Annotated in this window: 14 protein-coding genes and 1 pseudogene; 1 reads left to right on the top strand and 14 read right to left on the bottom strand. The window is 44.3% G+C overall.

Features of this window, described 5'->3' with window-relative positions; translation table 11 throughout:
• Nucleotides 1-2: 2 nt before the first annotated feature.
• The 5 genes from ACFPIB_RS04300 to ACFPIB_RS04280 form a co-directional block, all read right to left on the bottom strand.
• Nucleotides 3-698 carry a DUF2461 domain-containing protein gene (locus ACFPIB_RS04300; RefSeq protein ID WP_378016199.1) on the bottom strand — a complete coding sequence of 232 codons (696 nt, stop codon included), beginning with the start codon at nucleotides 696-698 and terminating at the stop codon, nucleotides 3-5.
• 63 nt (nucleotides 699-761) lie between these two features.
• Entirely contained in the window at nucleotides 762-1286 is a 525-nt protein-coding gene (locus ACFPIB_RS04295; protein ID WP_378016198.1) for a GNAT family N-acetyltransferase, read from the bottom strand.
• Nucleotides 1286-1900: a TIGR04282 family arsenosugar biosynthesis glycosyltransferase gene (locus ACFPIB_RS04290; protein ID WP_378016197.1), complete on the bottom strand. Its 615-nt coding sequence runs from the start codon at nucleotides 1898-1900 to the stop codon at nucleotides 1286-1288. Before ACFPIB_RS04290 ends, ACFPIB_RS04295 begins: the two co-directional genes overlap by 1 nt.
• Nucleotides 1901-1945: 45 nt before the next feature.
• Nucleotides 1946-3001, bottom strand: coding sequence for an arsenosugar biosynthesis radical SAM (seleno)protein ArsS (arsS, locus tag ACFPIB_RS04285; protein WP_378016196.1), 1056 nt, complete (start codon nucleotides 2999-3001; stop codon nucleotides 1946-1948).
• Entirely contained in the window at nucleotides 3001-3336 is a 336-nt protein-coding gene (locus ACFPIB_RS04280; protein WP_378016195.1) for an arsenosugar biosynthesis-associated peroxidase-like protein, read from the bottom strand. Before ACFPIB_RS04280 ends, arsS begins: the two co-directional genes overlap by 1 nt.
• Before the next feature lie 271 nt (nucleotides 3337-3607).
• Between ACFPIB_RS04280 and ACFPIB_RS04275 the strand changes: the two genes are divergently transcribed.
• Entirely contained in the window at nucleotides 3608-4972 is a 1365-nt protein-coding gene (locus ACFPIB_RS04275) for an NAD-dependent succinate-semialdehyde dehydrogenase (RefSeq protein WP_378016194.1), read from the top strand.
• Nucleotides 4973-5034: 62 nt separating this feature from the next.
• Here the strand turns inward: ACFPIB_RS04275 and ACFPIB_RS04270 are convergent, their stop codons facing one another.
• The 9 genes and pseudogenes from ACFPIB_RS04270 to ACFPIB_RS04230 form a co-directional block, all read right to left on the bottom strand.
• Nucleotides 5035-5799 carry a YdcF family protein gene (locus ACFPIB_RS04270; protein WP_378016193.1) on the bottom strand — a complete coding sequence of 255 codons (765 nt, stop codon included), beginning with the start codon at nucleotides 5797-5799 and terminating at the stop codon, nucleotides 5035-5037.
• A 100-nt stretch (nucleotides 5800-5899) separates the two neighbouring features.
• On the bottom strand, nucleotides 5900-7672 hold the full coding sequence (locus ACFPIB_RS04265) for a DUF885 domain-containing protein (RefSeq protein WP_378016192.1): 1773 nt from the start codon (nucleotides 7670-7672) through the stop codon (nucleotides 5900-5902).
• 172 nt (nucleotides 7673-7844) lie between these two features.
• A pseudogene (locus ACFPIB_RS04260) lies at nucleotides 7845-8047 on the bottom strand (DUF2905 domain-containing protein).
• Nucleotides 8048-8152: 105 nt separating this feature from the next.
• Nucleotides 8153-8515, bottom strand: coding sequence for a hypothetical protein (locus ACFPIB_RS04255; RefSeq protein ID WP_378016191.1), 363 nt, complete (start codon nucleotides 8513-8515; stop codon nucleotides 8153-8155).
• A gap of 36 nt (nucleotides 8516-8551) precedes the next feature.
• A complete protein-coding gene (locus tag ACFPIB_RS04250) occupies nucleotides 8552-9160 on the bottom strand; it encodes a hypothetical protein (RefSeq protein ID WP_378016190.1) in 609 nt (202 codons plus the stop codon).
• A 13-nt stretch (nucleotides 9161-9173) separates the two neighbouring features.
• Nucleotides 9174-9992 carry a metallophosphoesterase family protein gene (locus ACFPIB_RS04245; protein WP_378016189.1) on the bottom strand — a complete coding sequence of 273 codons (819 nt, stop codon included), beginning with the start codon at nucleotides 9990-9992 and terminating at the stop codon, nucleotides 9174-9176.
• 277 nt (nucleotides 9993-10269) lie between these two features.
• Complete coding sequence (locus ACFPIB_RS04240) at nucleotides 10270-10668, bottom strand: nuclease A inhibitor family protein (RefSeq protein ID WP_378016188.1); 399 nt, start codon at nucleotides 10666-10668, stop codon at nucleotides 10270-10272.
• A 158-nt stretch (nucleotides 10669-10826) separates the two neighbouring features.
• Nucleotides 10827-13292: a type IA DNA topoisomerase gene (locus ACFPIB_RS04235; RefSeq protein WP_378016187.1), complete on the bottom strand. Its 2466-nt coding sequence runs from the start codon at nucleotides 13290-13292 to the stop codon at nucleotides 10827-10829.
• 177 nt (nucleotides 13293-13469) lie between these two features.
• The gene (locus ACFPIB_RS04230) at nucleotides 13470-13937 is read right to left on the bottom strand and encodes a hypothetical protein (RefSeq protein WP_378016186.1); all 468 of its coding nucleotides are present in this window, start codon (nucleotides 13935-13937) and stop codon (nucleotides 13470-13472) included.
• Nucleotides 13938-14081: the final 144 nt, after the last annotated feature.

Raw genomic sequence — 14081 nt, 5'->3', positions numbered from 1 at the left:
TTTTATTTTTCTTTCTCCGTTATGGCCAGATCATGTAGCGGCCTAATCAGGAAATCGAGCATGGGCTTTACGGTTTTCATCAGGTCCAGAACTGTATCATAGAGTTTATCGCTGAGCAATAATTCGTCCGGGATCTGGTAGCTGGCATTCCAGCTTTTGTGGCGCAATAAATCAATTGCCGGATTTTCAGCATCGTACCCTTTGGGGTTAGTTTTCAGTTTTTCACCCTGAATTTCTCCAAATTTATTTTTAAAATCCGGCGTTTCAATAATATTTTTGAACTCATCCAGGTTATAATCAATTTCCTGGCGAACAGCTTTTAATTCAGCTGCAGGAGGCATCCAGAGCCCGCAAGCCAGAAACGATTGGTTATTCGGATTGATGTGCAGGTAATAGCCCGGATTAATGGTTTTGCGCCCGCCTTCGGCCATGTACGCGCAGAGATGATCTTTGTAAGGTCGCTTGTCGTTAGAAAAACGCACATCGCGGTAAATCCGGAACATGGTATCTTTGGCTTGCTGGTCTTTTAAAGCCGGCTCAAATTCCGAAGCACCCTCTATCAAATGCTGCACAAATTCCAGGAAATCGTCTTTGGCGGCTTCGTAACGGGCTTTATTCTCCTGAAACCAATCGCGCTGGTTATTTTTTTGAAGGTCTTTTATAAAATCAAGCGTAGCTTGCGTTAATTTTTTTTTCATTATATATCGTTGCGTTCTAACAGGAATTAAACACGATTTCGCACCGTTAAAGTTCTTGAAATTTTACTTCTTCCCGGCAAATTCAGCTTTCGTAATTTTGTAACAAACCGCAGGTTCATGCGCGCAATCGGTTTCTTTCCAGTACGCCATCCCTATCTTTTTCATCACCTGTATCGAAGCCGGATTTTCGTGCATTGCGCGGGCTACTATTGTTTGTAAACCCAGGTTTTTGAAACCATATTCCAGGCAGGCTTCCGCAGCTTCGGTGGCATAACCCATTCCCCAGAATTTCTTAAAGAACCGGTAGCCCACGTCGGTTTCCTGCGTTTCGGGCAAAAATTTCAGGCCGCACCAGCCCAAAATTTCATCATCGGTTTTGCGAACAACCAGCCAGCGACCATAGCCATTTTTGCTGTAATCCGGATAATTTCGAATGAAATTTTCGGCCGCCAGTTCGCTTTCAAAAGGCGGATCGCCGGTATATTTTATTACCTCCGGGTCAAGGTTCAGTTCATACATTTTCCGGGCGTCTTCCGGGCCGATCTCGCGCAGCAAAAGCCGGTCGGTTTCTAAAATAAATTTCCCCATCAGTTCGATTTTAAAAGCAATAACTTCCGCAGTTCGCCCAGATCTTTTTCTTCGTCCACGTCGTTTAAAACCGGCAAAACAAAGTAGCTGAAATTTTCCCGTTCCAGATCTTGTATCGTAGTCTGAAAAACAGAATCAGTGCTCCAGTTCTTATTCTGAAAAACGCTATGGTTTGGGCGTGAAAAACCCAGCAAATAATAGCCGCCATCCGCCGCCGGCCCTATTACGGCATCGTGCGTTTCCAGTTTAGTAAACGCCTTGTTCACAAGTGCTTCCGAAAGTTCATAGCAATCACTTCCGATGATCATAATTTGGGAAGCACCTTCAGCATAAGCCTTTTCAAAAGCTGCCTGCATTCGCATGCCTAGGTCACCGGGTTGTTGCAAAAACTTATCGAATGCAGTAGTAGGCCAGCAATCATTTTCCGCAATTTTATCGGCGTAAAAAAGCATTTTTCGCACCGGTAAATTTTCCGTGATCTGCATGGTGTAACGCAGTAATTCTTCGTAAATCAGCAGTGCATTTTCATCACCAACAGTTGCTGCCAGCCGCGTTTTCACTTTGCCTAATTCCGGATTCCGGATAAATATGATCAATGCTTTTTTTGCCTGCATTTCTGTATTTTATTTTTGTTCTGACCTCACTTTTACAGGACTTTTCTATACCGTTTCGCCACCGCAACTCGAGCCCGCGCCGGCCGTGCAGCCGTAGCAATGTTGGTTCAGCACAATGTTGCGGGCGTTCAGGTTTTCCTGATCGAAATTACTGATGTGCTGCGAATTTCTGGCCGCAACTTTTAAGTCGAGCATTTGGTTAAAATCGCAGTCATACAAAAAGCCATCCCATCCCACCGAAATCGTATTTCTGCACATCACATTTGCGGCGGCAGCCGGGTTAAAAGCATTTACCAGTTTTTCCATATAAACTTCGTAATTCCGGCTTTCCAACAGATAATCCAGAAAACGACTAATAGGTAAATTGGTGATCGCAAACAGGTTATTAAAATCTATATTGTAACCGGATTTTAAACGACGCTTGAATTCATTTTCCAGACCACGCTGGCTGCCCGGTAAAAAAGCGCCCGCCGGATTATAAACCAGATCGAGTTGCAAACCAGAATTTTCCTGTCCGTAACCCACTGCATTCAGCATTTGCAAAGCCTCAATCGACTTCTCGAAAACGCCGTCGCCGCGCTGCGCATCTGTGCGCGAAGCTGCAAAATAGGGCAACGATGAAACCACCTGTGCCTGATGCGCTTTGTAGAATTCCGGTAGGTCGTAATATTTCGGATTGGCCCGCAAAATGGTGAGGTTACAACGCACCATAATTTTCTTGCCGAGCTTCGAAATTTCTTCCACAAACCAGCGAAAATTCGAATTCATTTCGGGCGCGCCACCTGTAATATCTACGGTTTCGATATCGGTAGTTGCCAGAATTGCCAGGCACTCCAGCATCGTTTCGCGAGTCATGATCTCCTTGCGATCCGGACCGGCATCTACGTGACAATGACGGCAAACCTGGTTGCACATTTTGCCCACGTTCACCTGGAAAATTTTTATACCGGTTGGTTTCAGCGGAAAAAGTTCGTGTTGCGCCAGTCTTTCACTGAACATGGCAAATTCTTTCCCGGAAACCGCGCGTTGATTTAATACAGCCAGCTGAAATTCGGGCGTAGCCAACGGTAAGGCCTGGGCTTGAAGCGATTTTTGTTGCATTACATGCTCACTTCTTTCAATTTATTCATCATCTGCACACCGTGCACCAAGGTTGCGCCGCCTTTTATAGCTGCCGCTACGTGAATCGCTTCCATCATCTGGTTTTCGTCGGCACCTTTTTCAAGCGAATCTGTTGTATAGGCGTCGATGCAATAAGGGCACTGTACCGCGTGCGCTACTGCCAGCGCGATCAACGATTTTTCCCGTTCCGTAAGCGCACCTTCCTTAAAAACTTCGCCGTAATAGCTGAAGAATTTCTTGCCCATTTCCGGTTGCAGATCGGTAATGCTGCCAAATTTCGGCAAGTCGGCGGGGTTATAATAGTTGTTTTCCATGCTTGTGCATCAGATTGAAGTACGTCTTAAATATAAGCATAAACTTTTTGTGCCCGAAACGGTACTCCTTTTATAATTATTGATTTATTGAATGCGTGCATTAGAGAATATTGAAAATCAGGAAGTGCAAAAACTGAAAATTCGTAAATTAGAGAATTGAATAAAAGCTGAAGCAATTATATTTAGCTTAAAAACGGTATGGTTTGAAGCTTAAAAACTCATCTGATCATACCCTGATCCAAGCATTCATTCTAAAACTGGAAATAAAACTATGGCAATACAATCTTTAAACCCTGCTACCGGCAAAATTGAAAGAACGTTTGAACCACATGGAGCCGCCGATATAGAAAATATGCTAAAACAAGGCGAAAAAGCATATCAAAACTGGCGGAAAACGAACTTTACGCACCGCGCCGAACTCATGCGTTTCTGCGAGGGCGAATTAAGCGGCAACACTGAAAAATATGCGCAGATCATTACCATGGAAATGGGCAAACCCATTCAGGAAGCCCTGGCGGAAGTAAAAAAATGCGCTACGGTTTGCGAATATTACGCCGCCCATGCCGAAACTTTTTTGGCCGACAAACAAATAAAAACCGGTGCCACGCGCAGTTACATTGCTTACGAACCCCTTGGAATTGTGCTGGCGGTAATGCCCTGGAATTTCCCGTTCTGGCAGGTTTTCCGGTTTGCGGCGCCCGCAATTATGGCCGGCAATGTGGGTATTCTGAAACATGCTTCCAACGTTCCGCAATGCGCGTTAGCCATAGAGGAGATTTTCCTGAAAGCCGGTTTCCCAAAAGGAGTTTTCCAGACGGTGCTGGTAGAATCTGACGCCGTAGATACACTCATTAAAGATGACCGGGTGAAAGCTGTAACGCTGACCGGCAGCGAAGGCGCGGGTGCGCACGTGGCCAGTGTAGCCGGCAAAGAGATCAAAAAAACGGTGCTGGAATTAGGTGGCTCCGATGCTTTTATTGTGCTGCAAGATGCCAACCTGGAACTGGCCGCCGAAACAGCAGTAAGATCGCGGATGATTAATACGGGCCAAAGTTGTATTGCAGCCAAACGCTTTATTGTTGAGAAAACGGTTGCAGAGGAATTTGTGCAGAAAATGAAAACGAAAATGGAAGCCCTGAAAACCGGCGAACTGACTTCTGAAGATACACAATACGGCCCGCTAGCTCGGAAAGACCTGGCGGAAACCCTGGCAGATCAGGTAAAAAGATCAGTAGATGCGGGGGCTAAAATTGTTTTGGATGGCGGGCATAAAGATAAAGAAACCGCATTTTTTCAGCCGATGATCCTCAATAATGTAAAACCCGGCATGCCTGCTTTCGATGAAGAATTATTTGGACCGGTAGCTGCAATTATTACCGTTAACGACGAAGAAGAAGCAATACTTTTAGCCAATAATTCGCGGTTTGGTTTGGGCGGTTCTATCTGGACCCAAGACCATTTAAAAGGCCAGAAACTGGCGCGGCAAATGGAATCGGGCGCAGTTTTTATCAATGCACTCGTAGCTTCGCACCCGGAAATGCCTTTCGGCGGAATAAAAAAATCGGGCTACGGCCGCGAGCTTTCTTATATCGGAATCCGGGAATTTGTGAACCAGAAAACGATCTGGCTCGCTTAAGCTAAATATTCAGTAAAAGAAAAAGTCCCGTTTTAAAGCGGGACTTTTTTATTGGAAAGATCTTAAATATAACCAAGCACTTTATACATGCAAAACCCTACCATTTCGTGCACCAAAACTGACCAGTAATGCAGGCAATATTCCTGCGGAAGCAAAAGATCGTCGGGAGTAAAACTGCGGTCTATAGTGTAAAAATCGGCCGGAAAAATATCGGGCTTCAAACCAGCTTTCCGGAAGCAACCTTCGGAGCGGCGCATGTGAAAAGCAGAAGTAATGAGTAAAGTTGTTTTCAGCTCCGGATTTTTAATGAGCAATTCTTTGGTGTAAAGCGCATTTTCGCGGGTATTGCGGCTGCGGTTCTCTACCAGAATATCGCTTTCCGGTACATTGGCCATTTGCAGCACTTTGCGGAGTTCATCGGCTTCGGTGGCGTATCGTTCTAAAATAGCTCCGGAACCACCGCTAATAATAATTTTCCGGATCTTACCTTCCCGGTAAAGTTGTAACGCATGCATGATCCGGTCGGCGCCTTTGTTGAAATAAACCCGGTCGTGCGGTGATCTATCGCCGGAGGTGATGCCTGTAAGCACAATGCCTGCATCATAAACCGAGAGTTCTTTAATAGGTACGGGCGGTTTTTCCCAGGCCAGCAAAGCTTCGTTTATCAGAAATGGATTCGATAAAAACAGTAAAAGACCGATTGCAGCGATCAGGAAACGTTTGCGGTGCAGCGGGTTCTTTAGAATAAGCCCCAATAGCAGCAAAATAAATATCCAGACAATAGGCAGCAGCAAAAAATCGAGCAGCTTGGAAAGGTAGAAAAACATGCGTTAAGATTCTTGACCTGCGAAGGTAATAATTCCCGTCGGGCTGCGAAAACGCTATGGTTTTGGCAGCAAAAAGTCATAATATATTTCTACCGCTAAATTACTGCAACATCAGTTCCCGAATATATTTTACCGGGGCACTGCCATAGCTCAGGAACTGCTCGTGAAATTTCTTCAGATCGAATGACTTGCCTTGTTTCTTTTTCAGTTCTTCGCGCAGATCATAAATTTCGGTAAAACCGGTAAAATAGCTGCTTAACTGCACCTGGCTGAGTTTGGCCCGCGTCCATTTGCCTTTGGCTTCAGCTTCTTCCTGAAAACCTTCTTTCTGCAACATGTGCATCGCTTCTTTTTCAGAAATTCCGGAAACGTGCACGCGGTAATCCAAGATCGCATTCAGGGTTACGCGCAGGTTCCATTTGTAATACATCAGCCACATTTCCGGACTGTTTTGATACCCGTTTTCCAGCATCATAATTTCAGCGTAAACAGCCCAGCCTTCCACCATAGCGCCGTTCCCTAAAATAGCTTTTATTATGGAAGGTGCTTTATTGCTGTAAACCAATTGCGTGTAGTGGCCGGGAATGGCTTCGTGAATATTCAGGATCTGCAGCGTATAATTGTTGTATTCCCGCAGGTAACTTTCGGCTTCTTTATCAGAATAATCGTTCAAAGGCGTAACGTTGTAATAGGTATCGGCTTTCTGATCGTAAGGTCCGGGAGCCGAAACGGAAGCCCCTGCCCCACCGCCGCGCATATAAAGTGGCGTTTCACGCACTACCAAAGGCCGGCTCGGGTCTTGGGTCAGCAATTTCTTTGCGTTCACAAACTTTACGAGTTCAGGGATTTGGTTCCGCACAGAATTCACAAATTCATCGCGGCTAACGTGTTTTTCTGAGAGTTTTGAGATCATTTCCCCTACCATTTCCAGGCTATCCTGCGGCGCAGGTTCGATAAAGTATTTCGGCCAAAGCTGGCGGCTTAATTTCACCATCTGGCTGTGCAGCATTTTTTTCCGCGCCAGGGCTTTCTGGTAAATTTCTTCCGAAGTATTGCCGGCCTGAATTTCGTACCTGAACTTCTGTGCGAACATTTCTTTGCCGATCCGGAAACTGCGGGTGTTTTTACTTTTCTTCAGCTTGGGTAATAAAGAATTTTCGAGGTAACGGGCATAGCCATTTACGGCCATTTTTGCAGTGGCAATCCTTTGGCGGAGCAGGTCTTTTTCGGCAGGTTTTAATCCAGAAATTTCAACCGAATCAAGCATCGTTTTTCCAAAAATCCCGGCCGCGCCTTTATTCTGCAAAATAGCCAGCTGTGTATGCTCTACGGTTGGGTTTTTCAGGTTGGCAATGGCAGTTTCGTAATACAGCGGGGCTTTATCGAGTTTAAGCGAAATGGCCCGCAAGCGCGTGGTAAGGCTATCGTAACGACCATTCAGAATTTCTGCCACGCCATTCCCGATGTTGTAAACTGAAGGATCCCATTCGTGCGGACGTAATACGCTGTCTTGCCAGATGGCGTATTGCATAAAATTTTCCATCATCCGGAAATCGGTCTGGTTATGCACCGAAAGCGCTTTCATATCCATTTTTGCCATTTCAGCAAGCCGGGTTTTATACGTTCTTACCACACCGGAGCGGCGTTTTGGAGTTGGTATTGCCAGTACACTGTCGTATTTATGATAGCCCATGGAACTGGCCCATTCGGGGTTCATGCGCCAGAGTTTTTCTACCCAGTTCTTCTTATATTGGTCGAATTTATGATCGGGCGTTTCTTCAATTTTTTCTTCTTTTTTTGTTTCTGAAGTACAAGAGAACAAGCTGCCAAAAACAAGCAGGCAGAGCAGGAAATTCAAAAACCGGGTTTTCATAGTAAACGGGTTTGGCTAAACGGCACGAATGAATTTTGGAAGATAAGCGGTAAAATACTGGCAAGCAAATTCGTTTTCCGGCCGGAAATTTCAGGTAGTTTTTACCACTAAAACAATAGCGTTTTTCAGACTTTTTCAGCCTAAAACCCTACCGTTTTCAAAGAATATTAAATCAGAAAAAGCGGCGCACCAGCCACATAATTACGCTGAACAAAATACTGAGCAGTAACATGGTTACCCACGGGAAATAAACACGTACTTTTTTGCTTTCGTAGCGCACATCGCGGGCAGATTCCCAAACCAATGCAGTTTATCGCCGAGCAGCCAGATAATAAGACCAAGCACCGCCAAACCGATTCCGGCCAGCACCAACATTTTTCCGAGACCAGGCATTTACGTCAGTTCTTTAAATGAATTACACGAATTTAATCAGGAAATTTTTAAATAACAGAACCGCCTTTTCGAAATTAATATCGGTTTTTAGCTGTGCTGCACCATAAATATTATGAGCAGAATAATGCCGGTTACAGCTGCTCCGGCGTGCATCAGGGGAAAATAACGCGGCATTTTACGGTTCATGATCTTATCCCACATGGCCATAAATGCTCCGCCGAATATGGCAATAATGAAAAAGAAAATGCTGGCATACGGTATTTCCGAATTAACCTCCTGCGCACTGAAATAGAATAAAATACCAATGGCAACAGCGGCAAATAAGCCATGTATCAGCATGGCGCCGTTCTGGCGGGGCTTGCCCTGGAGCACCCTGCTAAACATGTACAAGCCAATGCTCGCGGCTAAACCGAAAAAAATTAGAGACCATTGTAAGTGATGTATTTCCATCTTTTTCAGGTTTAAATTGTTAATTCCTCCATACGATTAAAATACGATTTTGGTACCAATTGCCAGATTCAGAATATCCCAGACAGGAATTGTTTCATTATCAAATTTACTTACAATATCCAGGTCGGTAGATCCCAGCTCAGCGTAAAGCTGTACGCGTTTAACAATCGTGGCCTCGTGCCCTACCTTTTTACTGATGCTCATTCCTAAAAATGGCGTTAAACGTAAACTGGAAGCCCACCAGTAATACCTGTTTGGGTAACGTTTAGGTAATCTGGTAAAAAACTGCGGCCCCGCCGAATAACTTACTCCGGCACCGATCCGGAGCGGTTCAAAAACATAATCATTGGCTAAATCAATGGCAAACGGATGATATGCATTTTTGGCAGTTACTATATGAATGCTGGTCTTCGACTCAAATGCAGGTACAAAGCCGTAAAGAATATCGGTCTGCACTTTGTCGTTCAGATAACTATACCCAACCCCCACAGAAACCAAACCGATATTACCGGCAAACTGAGCAACTGCGTGATCCGGAATATACCATCTGCGGTCAGTATCGGAAGTATGCGAATCCTGAGCCAGAAGGTTAAATGAACCGCATAAAATGCAAAGCAACAAGCAGTATTTAATAATATTTTTCATTCGGAATTTAAGCTTAAAATAAAATTCGTTTCAGATCTACCTGGCTGCCTGTTACAGTAACTTCTTCGTAACCACGCTTTTGCACGCTACCCACGATCAGGTAATCTACGCCATCGCCATAGTTTTTAGCGGGTGCTTCGTAAAGGTGCCGGTGGCCATGAATTGAAACTTTTACTTTATGCTCCCCGGAAATACGGGTAAATTCTTTTTCCAGATTACGGTCAAAATCAGGATCATCCGGAGCAATATGCGCGAGAACAAATGCCTGGTCAAAATTGGCGGTATCTTGTAAAGCACTACGGAAAAAATTAAGATCAGGCACCGGTTCGTCAAATTCAAGAGAGTTAGTGTTAATGAATACAAAGCGGTTGCGGCCAATATTCATGGTATAATTATAAACGCCGTACATAGCCTGGTATATTTTCTTGCCGTTGCCCTGACAATCGTGGTTCCCGATCACGGTCAGGTACGGGGTTTTTAGTTTTTGCATCCGGTCATTTACCCAACGGTATTCTTTTATCTCACCAAAATCGCTGATATCGCCGTTAATGATCACAAAATCGAGATCGTTGCGTTGGTTCAGTGCTTTTACTGCATCTTCAAGCTCATCGTAAAAACGCTGCGTATCGGAAATAACTGCAAACCGGAAAGTGCTTTTTTTGTCGAGGCCCAATGCCTGAATTTTATCGAGATTTTTGCGGGTCAGATCTTTTTCCTCCTCATCCAGCCGTACTTCGTTAGGGCTGTATTCAAATTTGTTGCAAGCGGAAAAACCAATTAATAAAGGCAGGCAAACCATAACAGCCAGCCTACGGAAACAAGAAAAATACATTGCTTTTAGCATAATAGGAATTCTATGATATTCACTATACCGGTACTCCTTCCATGTAGTTACAGACCGACTAAAACAATATTATTACACCCTAATTTTCAGCAATTTATTTATTAACCAAGGTTCAAAAACAGGAAGATATTCACTAAAATGTTTCAACGTTTCACATAATTCTTTAAACCTTGATTCCAGAAAATATTAAAAAAAACGGTACCATTTTAAACGCAAAAACCCGGGCTTATTCAGTCCGGGTTTTAAAAAATTTGCAATGAAAATATCAGGTTTCTATCAGCCTTGTTTTAAGCCCACCAATGTTGCCATCAACCATTTTTCCTAATATATAAGCATCTACCTGGGTTTGGCCAACCCGAAAAACTGTTACATTTTGCAGTTCCTGCATCAATACCTTTTCCAGTTCCTGAAAACGCTGCGCGAGCGCTTTTTCTTCATCCGAATATTCCGGCAGATCACGGGTTTGGTTGCGCAAGAAATACGTAAGATCCTGCTTCTCAATTGTGGTTTCCGCCGGTAAATTGAGCGCCTGCTTCAGGTTTTCTTCTTCCAGATTTCTGAGTTTTTCGGCCGGAAACGATACCGTTTCGAAGGGATAATCTGATTCGCTCAGGAACATCAAATCTTCCGAAGCCTTTTTTAATTTATCAAGCGTGTTTTCCATATCAATAGCGGTTTAATCAAGCTGAAATACTGCTTACGTAAAATCTATAAACAGTTTTTGTCTCTGGAAAGATAGCGTTTTGTAACAAAAAAACCTCAAAAGTAAAAACACCTTCAAGGTTTTGAATTGCGGTTTTATACCGGTAAAACGCTAGGATTTCAGAACAAAAAAGTAACTTTCCCTTCTTCGTTCAGCACCAGTTGCGCATCGAATTTATTGCCGGTTTTTGGCGATGTAAAGCCTTTTATTTTAGCCGTTTTCCCTTTTAGAAGCAGCTCCGTAATTTGCTTTTCACTCAGCGTTTTTCCGGCCAGTTCAAACGGCAACCGTAACGTACATCCATCCCGGAACCGGCTGCAACCATAAGCGGCATTTCCTTTTAGAACCTTGCCTTGTTTACAGGCCGGGCATTTTTCAAACGGGTCTGCTTTTGGCCCGGCAGCTACTTTCTCGAACTGCAATTCGAATTTTTCGTCCAGAAATAAGGCGGCATCAAATTTTTCGTTATTCTGCGCCAGCAAACCTTTCAGCACCGGTTTTTTGTTCTTTAAAAGGGCAATCACCTGCTTTTCCGTCAGCGTTTTTTCGTGCCATTCCATCGGAATTCTGAACGTACAGCCTTCCTTCCAACGCGAACAACCGAACGCCGATTTCCCTTTCAGAATTTTACCGGTTTTACAAGCTAGGCAGGTTCCTAATTCGCCGTTAGAAGGTTTTTCTGCTTTTTCCGCTTTCGGTTTGGCAGTTTTTTCGGCCTTTTCCGTAGCGTTTTTAGTGGCGGGCTGGGCTTTTGCAGCAGGCTTGGCAGATGTTTCGGCCGGCGCTTCAATTTTCAGGTTGCGGTTGTCATATTTCACTTCACTTGCCACCTCAAAAACCAGTTGCTGCAATTCAGCCATAAATTCTTCAGGCTTAAAAGCACCACTTTCTATCTGCCGCAGCTTTTTCTCCCATTGCCCGGTAAGTTCCACCGAAGTAAGCGTGGGGTTTTGAATTACGCCTATCAGATCGATGCCAACCTGCGTGGGAATAATTTTCTTTTTGTCTTTTTTAATGTACTGCCGTTTGTAAAGCGTTTCGATAATGGCAGCGCGCGTAGAAGGGCGGCCAATCCCGTTTTCTTTCAGCGCTTCTTTCAGTTCATCGTCTTCCACTTGTTTACCCGCCGTTTCCATGGCGCGCAGCAAAGTAGCTTCGGTAAAATCTTTCGGCGGACTGGTCATTTTTCTATCGAGCCACGGTTCGTGCGCACCGCTTTCGCCTTGTGTAAAGGCCGGCAAAATTGCCAGTTCTTCTTCCCCTTCTTTTTCTGAAGTTGCTTCTTTTTTCGGATCTTCTTTATCGTAAACCACACGCCAGCCCGGCTCCAGAATCTGCTTGCCTTTCACCCGGAACGGATGCGTGGCCACTTCGGCTTCAACGGTCGTGTTACTTACCTGGCAATCAGGATAAAAAGCGGCCAAAAAACGTTTGGTGATCACATCGTAAACGTTGCCTTCCGCGCCATATAAATTGGGAGCGCCATCGCCGGTAGGAATAATAGCGTGGTGGTCGGTAACTTTATTATTATTGAAAACTTTCGTCGATTTCCGGATCTTATTTGCCAAAAGCGGCGCCGCCAGTTGCTGATATTGCCCCGGCAAACCTCCTAAAACTCCGGGAATTTTCGGGTACATATCATCCGGCAGGTACGTGGTATCAACGCGTGGATAGGTTACAGCTTTTTTCTCATAAAGGCTCTGCACGGTTTTCAGCGTTTCATCAGCCGAAAGCCCGAATTTGTTGTTGCACTCGATCTGCAAAGAAGTAAGGTCGAATAAACGCGGCGGGCTTTCAATGCCTTTTTTAATTTCCACATTCGTGATCACCAGTTCAGCCGTTTTTATAGCTTCCAGAATCACCAGCGCCTTTTCTTCCTGCTGAAATTTGCCTTTCACATAGCTAAAATTCGTATCGCGGTAGCGGGTTTTAAGTTCCCAGAAAGGTTCCGGTTTAAAATTCCGGATCTCGTGCCAGCGGTTCACGATCATGGCCAGAGTTGGTGTTTGCACCCGCCCCAAAGAAAGCAATTGCCGGTTCTGGCCGTATTTAATTGTGAATAAACGCGTTGCATTAATACCTAGCAGCCAGTCGCCAATGGCGCGGCTTTTCCCGGCCTGGTACAACAGATCGAATTCGCTGCCATCTTTCAGTTTGGCAAACCCCTGGCGGATCGCTTCTTCGGTTAACGACGAGATCCAGAGTCGTTTGAAAGGCTTGTTAAATTTGGCTTCGGTTAAAACCCAGCGCTGAATTACTTCCCCTTCCTGCCCGGCATCACCGCAGTTTATTACTTCCGTAGCCGTTTCGAGCAGCTTCTTAATTACACCAAATTGCTGCGCAACGCCAGAATTATTAATAAGCTTTATCCCGAAACGTTCCGGAACCATCGGCAATTCTGTCAATGTCCAGCGTTTCCATTCCGGCCGGTAATCTTCCGGTTCGCGGAGCTGGCAAAAGTGCCCGAACGTCCAGGTTACCTGGTAGCCATTTCCTTCAAAATAGCCATTCATTTTAGTTTTGGCGCCCAAAACCGTAGCAATTTCGCGGGCCACACTAGGCTTTTCGGCAATGCAGACTTTCAACTCGAACCTTTTAAATTATACCTCAAAAAACTAACAAATATACGCTTTTCAGCTGGCATTTCCTTTTCCCTAAAGCCTGAAAACCGCAATAAAAACGGTAGGGTTTAAAGCAAAAAAAGCGACCCGCTTTACGCAGGCCGCTTTTTACTAATTATATGTTGTGAATTCCAATCGGAATTAATTTACCGAGAATTTAATTGCTGTAGTACCTTCGTTCTTACGACCGTCGACTGAACGGAAGCTCAGCTGATAGTTACCTGGAGCTAACGTATTCGGAGCCAACAAGGTATCTAACTGATAAAAGTGAACATCTGGCTTACGCTGGAATGATACCACGCTTTCGCTACCGGTTTTACCATCCAGACGAACCAAGTTAACGTCTAATTCTTTAATATTATCTTTATCCGAGAAATTACCCTGTAATTTAAACGGTTCTGATGCATTATAAACGTTTTCAGCTGCCGGTGCAGCTACTTTAGTAAATGGTGTTGATCCATCAACTGCAACTTCTTCCTTATCAAATATATTTTTACAACCTGTTAAAGTTAAAATTGCAAATGAGATCGCTATGCTTGAAAATTTCATAATTTCTTGTGATGAATGTTTAATTGCTAATTGCACCCTTATAACATACTTCTTTTGCAAAATAGTTTAGTATTATATGAAGTAAGTTTAGGTTTTTGCCAACAAAAATGGCCTTTTTACAACATTTCTGGGGCTACTCACGTAAAATGTTGAATTTTTCGAAACCCTTTCAACATTTTTCTGGCTAAATAACCTGTCTGAAAT

Origin of the sequence: Adhaeribacter terreus, assembly GCF_042657365.1 — a bacterium.
Lineage (GTDB): Bacteria > Bacteroidota > Bacteroidia > Cytophagales > Hymenobacteraceae > Adhaeribacter_A > Adhaeribacter_A terreus.
Note: the sequence above shows the minus strand (reverse complement) of the source record. Positions and strands in the feature narration are given on the sequence as shown.